The 4954-nt window shown below is 69.3% G+C and carries 5 protein-coding genes; all 5 read left to right on the forward strand.

What is annotated here, in order from left to right; translation table 11 throughout:
• Positions 1-14 precede the first annotated feature (14 nt).
• Genes dpgB through AC56LR_RS06080 form a run of 5 tightly spaced genes read left to right on the forward strand, consistent with a single transcriptional unit; the run spans position 15 to position 4886 of the window.
• Positions 15-713, forward strand: a complete 699-nt coding sequence (dpgB, locus tag AC56LR_RS06060) for an enoyl-CoA-hydratase DpgB (RefSeq protein ID WP_497128576.1) — start codon at positions 15-17, stop codon at positions 711-713.
• Entirely contained in the window at positions 710-1729 is a 1020-nt protein-coding gene (sbnA, locus tag AC56LR_RS06065; protein WP_497128579.1) for a 2,3-diaminopropionate biosynthesis protein SbnA, read from the forward strand. The genes dpgB and sbnA overlap by 4 nt, the downstream gene beginning before the upstream one ends.
• Positions 1711-2718: a 2,3-diaminopropionate biosynthesis protein SbnB gene (gene sbnB / locus AC56LR_RS06070; RefSeq protein WP_497128582.1), complete on the forward strand. Its 1008-nt coding sequence runs from the start codon at positions 1711-1713 to the stop codon at positions 2716-2718. The genes sbnA and sbnB overlap by 19 nt, the downstream gene beginning before the upstream one ends.
• A gap of 48 nt (positions 2719-2766) precedes the next feature.
• The gene (locus AC56LR_RS06075) at positions 2767-4389 is read left to right on the forward strand and encodes an MBL fold metallo-hydrolase (RefSeq protein ID WP_497128584.1); all 1623 of its coding nucleotides are present in this window, start codon (positions 2767-2769) and stop codon (positions 4387-4389) included.
• A gap of 35 nt (positions 4390-4424) precedes the next feature.
• Positions 4425-4886 (forward strand): transcriptional regulator, encoded by a 462-nt coding sequence (locus tag AC56LR_RS06080; RefSeq protein ID WP_497128587.1) that lies wholly within the window; start codon positions 4425-4427, stop codon positions 4884-4886.
• The last annotated feature ends 68 nt before the right edge of the window (positions 4887-4954 follow it).

Below are 4954 nucleotides of genomic sequence, written 5' to 3' on the forward strand. Positions count from 1 at the left end.
AGGATGCATCTTTCATGACGATCTCTTCCGTGCGCCACAGCCGAGCCACCGTAATCGACCTCCACCTGGACAGCGCCAGCCCGCTCGCGGCGGCCCTCACCCGCGTCAACGCCGCCTGCGACCAGGCCGAAGACACCGGCCCGGGCGGCCTGCTGCTGCTGCGCCTCGACGCCGCCCACGGCGGCGCCGGCGCCCACGCGCTGCAGGACGCGGACACCGCCCTGGTCACCAAGTGGGAACGCGCCATGCAGCGCCTCGAATCCCTGCAGATGCCGGTACTGGCCACGGTCGACGGCAATGCCGGCGGGCTGATGCTGGACCTGCTGCTCACCGCCGACCACCGTATCGCCACGCCTGGCACCCGCCTGAGCATGGCGCGCTGCGGCGCCACGATCTGGCCTGGCATGGCGATCCACCGCCTGGCCAACCAGCTCGGCGTGGCACGCGTGCGCTCGCTGGTGCTGTTCGGCGCCGCGCTCGATGCCGCGGCGGCGCAGGCCCTCGGCATCGTGGACGAAGTCAGCCCGGAGCTCGACGCCAGCGTCGACCGCTTCATCGGCGCGCTCGACCAGGACAGCCTGCGCGACATCGCGCTGCGCCGCCGGCTGCTGCTGGAGGCGAGCGCCGTCACCAACGAAGCGGCCACCGGCGTGCACCTGGCCGCCTGCGACCGCACCCTGCGCCGCCAGCTGCCGGCCGCGGTCGCCGCATGATGGGCGCGCCGCGCGCCATGGCGCATCTCGACTCCATTTCCGACGTCGTCAACGATTTCAATTTCGTCAAGCTGCGTGGTCTGGGCCAGGCACAGGCCTTCCTGAAGATCGAGGCGCTGAACCCGGCCGGCTCGATCAAGATGAAAGCCGCGCTGGGCATGGTGCGCGACCTGGAGCAGCGCGGGCTGATTGGCGCCGGCACCAACCTGATCGAGTCCTCGTCCGGCAGCCTGGGCGTGGCGCTGAGCATCATCTGCGCGGAGCGCGGCTACCGCTTCACCTGCGTGGTCGATCCGAACACTTCGGCGCACAACATCCGCATGATGAAGACCCTCGGCGCCGACGTGGTCATGGTCGAGCAGCGCGACGAGAACGGCGGCTTCCTGGGCACGCGCATCGCCTACATCCGCCAGCTGACCGAGCGCGACCCGCGCTACCTGTGGCTGAACCAGTACGCCAACCCGGAAAACCCTCGCTCGCATGCGCGCACCACGGCGCGCGCGATCTTCGAGAGCTTCGAGCGGGTCGACTACCTGTTCGTGGGCGCCGGCACCACCGGCACCCTGATGGGCTGCCTGCAGTTCTTCAGCGAGCATAGCCCGTGGACCAAGCTGGTCGCGGTCGACAGCATCGGCTCGGTCACCTTCGGCCAGCCCGCCGGTCCGCGCCACATCCCGGGCCTGGGCACCAGCCGCCGGCCGGAGATCTTCAACCCGGGCGGCATCCATGCGCTCGAAATGGTGTCCGAGAGCGACGCCGTGGCCATGTGCCGTTATCTCGCGCGCAGCAACGGCATCCTGGCCGGCGGCTCCACCGGCACCGTGCTGTCGGCGCTGGCCAACTGGCGCGACCGGATCCCGGCCAAGGCCACCGTGGTGGCGATTTCGCCCGATTTTGGCGAGCGCTACCTGAACACCGTCTATGACGACGACTGGGTCCGCGCCCGCTTCGGCGCAATCCCTTCGTACCAACCGCAATCGGCCGACGAGGACAGCCAATGTTTGAATTTAGCGTAATTTCGGGTCACCACGTCAAGGCGATCCTGGCCCAGGAACCCGCCGCCTGGATCGACGTCGTGGCGCAGGCCTACCTCGCCCACGACGCCGGCCAGACCGTCAATCCCGACAGTTATTTCCTGCGCTTTCCGGCGCAGCCGCGCAACCGCATCATCGCGCTGCCGGCCGCGATCGAGGCCGACTTCGGCGTCGCCGGCATCAAATGGATCGCCAGCTTCCCCGCCAACGTCGAACAGGGCATTCCGCGCGCCTCGGCCGTGCTGGTGCTGAACGATCCGGTCACCGGCTATCCCTACGCCCTGCTCGAAGGCGCCCTGATCAGCGCGGTGCGCACGGCCGCCAGCGCGGTGCTGGGCGCCCGCTGGCTGACGGGCCGCCGGCGCCGCGCCGGCACGGTCAGCTTCATCGGCGCCGGCGTGATCGCCCGCCACACGCTCGACATGTTCGTCGCCGACGGCTGGCAGATCGAGCGCATCGGCGTGCATGACCTGGACGGCCCGTCGCGCGCGGCCTTCGCCGCCCACGCCCAGGCCGCGGCGCCCGGCACCCCGGTCGGCGAACAGTCGCTGGCGGCCGCGCTCGAGGCGGACATCGTGGTGCTGGCCACCAATGCGGGCGAGCCTTACATCACGGCGCCGCAGCGCTTCCAGCCGGGCCAGGTGGTGCTCAACATCTCGCTGCGCGACATCGGCCCGGAACTGATCCTGGACGCCCAGAACGTGTTCGACGACGTCGACCACTGCATGAAGGCGAGCACCTCGCCGCACCTGGCCGAGCAGCTCTCCGGCGGACGCGGTTTCGTCAGCGGCACCCTGGCCCAGCTGATGCGCGGCGAGATCGCGATCGACCCGGACCGGCCGGTGGTGTTCTCGCCCTTCGGGATGGGCATCCTCGACCTGGCCCTGGGCAAGCGCATCCACGAGCGTGCGCTGGCTGCCGGCCTGGCGCAGGACATTCCGCAGTTTTTCGGCGAAACCACGCGCTGGTGATGCGCCCGCACGAGGCCGGCTTCGCCGCCGGCCAGGCTATTTTCTGACATGGAGCTGACCTTGCTGACCTTGAACCACGCCGACGTATCCGATCCGGTCTACCTGAAACCCGAAGTCAAGTTCGAGCCCCTGGTGTGCCGGTGGTATGCGTGGCCGCACCTGCTGGCGCCGGTCACGCTGGCGCTGCACCTGCATTACCGCATGCTGCCGTTGCTGCGCTCCTTCGTCGACAGCCCCGCGGTGCACGTGGCGGCCAACAGCGATCCGGCCATGTACGGCGGCCCCTTCGTCAGCCTGGCCGAATCCGAGGTCGCGCAAGCCAGGGCGCTGCTCGAAAACAGCACGACCTCCTGCGCGCAGCTTGCCGGTCTGGCCGAAGACCTGCGCCGCTTCAATGCCCACCTGCGCGAGAACGCGACCGGCTTTTCGCTCAACGCCCTGTACGCCGAGCTGCCCGAATCGCTGCGCGGCCTGGTCGAGCTGCTGTACGACACCGAGCACCGCGCCAGCCTGCGCCTGTTCGAGCCCCTGGTCGAACTGGCCTATCCGACCGCCGCCACCCAGCAGGTGATGCTGCACCTGGCCAGCGACGAGAGCCGGCCCTTCTTCATGAGCACCCCGCGGCTCGAATCCGAGGGCTCGCTCTCGCTCACGATCCCGTTTGCCGACCCGCGCATCGACCGCCTGGCCGCCATGCGCACCACGCCGGCCCCGCTGGGCGAGCTGGCAGCCATGTTCGGGCTCGACGACGCGCAGATGCCGCTGCTGCGCAGCATGTTCCAGGCCGAGGCGCCACACGCCAGGCTTGACCGCGACTACCGCGAGGCAGGGGTGCGCATGCGCTATTTCGGCCACGCCTGCCTGCTGTTCCAGACCGCCGACACCACCATCCTGTTCGATCCTTTCGTGAGTATCGAGGATACCCAGGACGGCCGCTTCAGCATCCACGACCTGCCCGAGCGCATCGACTGGGTCGTCATCACCCATGCCCACCAGGACCACTTCAGCGCCGAAATGCTGCTGCAGCTGCGCCACCGCATCGGCCACGTCATCGTCCCGAGCAATAACAGCGGCGCGATCGCCGATCCGTCGATGAAGCTGGCGCTGCAGCAGCTCGGGTTCGCGAACGTGACCGCGCTCGACTGCCTGGAAAGCGTCGCCGTTCCCGGCGGCAGCGTCCTGAGCCTGCCCTTCACCGGCGAACACGCGGACCTGAACATCCACAGCAAGCACGCAATCCTGCTCGACCTGCTGGGCAAGAAATTCATGTTCCTGGTCGACTCCGACGGCCGCGACCCGGTCCTGTACGAACGCATCCGCCGGCACACCGGCCCGGTGGACGCCATGTTCATCGGGATGGAATGCCACGGCGCGCCGCTGAACTGGCTGTACGAGCCGGTGCTGGACAAGCCGGTCAACCGCCGCAACAACGAATCGCGCCGCCTGTCCGGGGCCGACCACGAGCGTGCGTCGACGATCTGCGCCATCGTCGCGCCGCGCCGGGTATTCGTGTACGCGATGGGACAGGAGCCCTGGATGCGCCACATCATGGGCTTGCAGTACAGCCCGGACAGCATCCAGCTGACCGAGTCCGACCGCTTCGTCGAGCATTGCCGCGCCCGGGATATCCAGGCTGAACGCCTGTACGGCAGCCGCGAGCTGCGCTTCTGAGCGCGCCGCCCGCCGCCCGCGTACCCGAGAACGCCATGTCGACTATCGCCCCATCCTACCAAGTAGTCCTGTACCCCGTCGCCGACCTGCGCCTGTCGGAAGAAGTCATCGACGCCGACGTCGAGGCGCTGGCGCGCCGCATCGCCGCCAGCGGCCGCTGGAGCGCGCCCATTCCCGCCGAGCGCGGCAGCGGCATCATCATGGACGGCAACCACCGCTGGCACGCCGCGCGCCTGCTCGGCCTGAGCCACGTGCCCTGCGTCCTGCTCGGCTACGACGACCCGCGCGTGCGGGTCTACGACTGGCAGACCGGGGCGCCGTTTTCGATCGAGCGCATCCACACCAGCCTCGTGGACGGACTGGTCTTCCCCTACAAGACCACGCGCCACCTGTTCGCGCCGGCCTTGCCGGCCATCGACGTCGCGCTGGCCGGCCTGTGCCGGTCCGACGCAGCGCCGGCCGACCCCACGCCGCTGCTGGCCTGCGCGGCCGATTGACGACGCCGGCAACCATTGCGCCGCCGGCCGATCGCCGAGCGAACTTACCCCATTCCAGAAAGCGTAAC

The organism is Telluria sp. ZT3P39, from assembly GCF_059685935.1.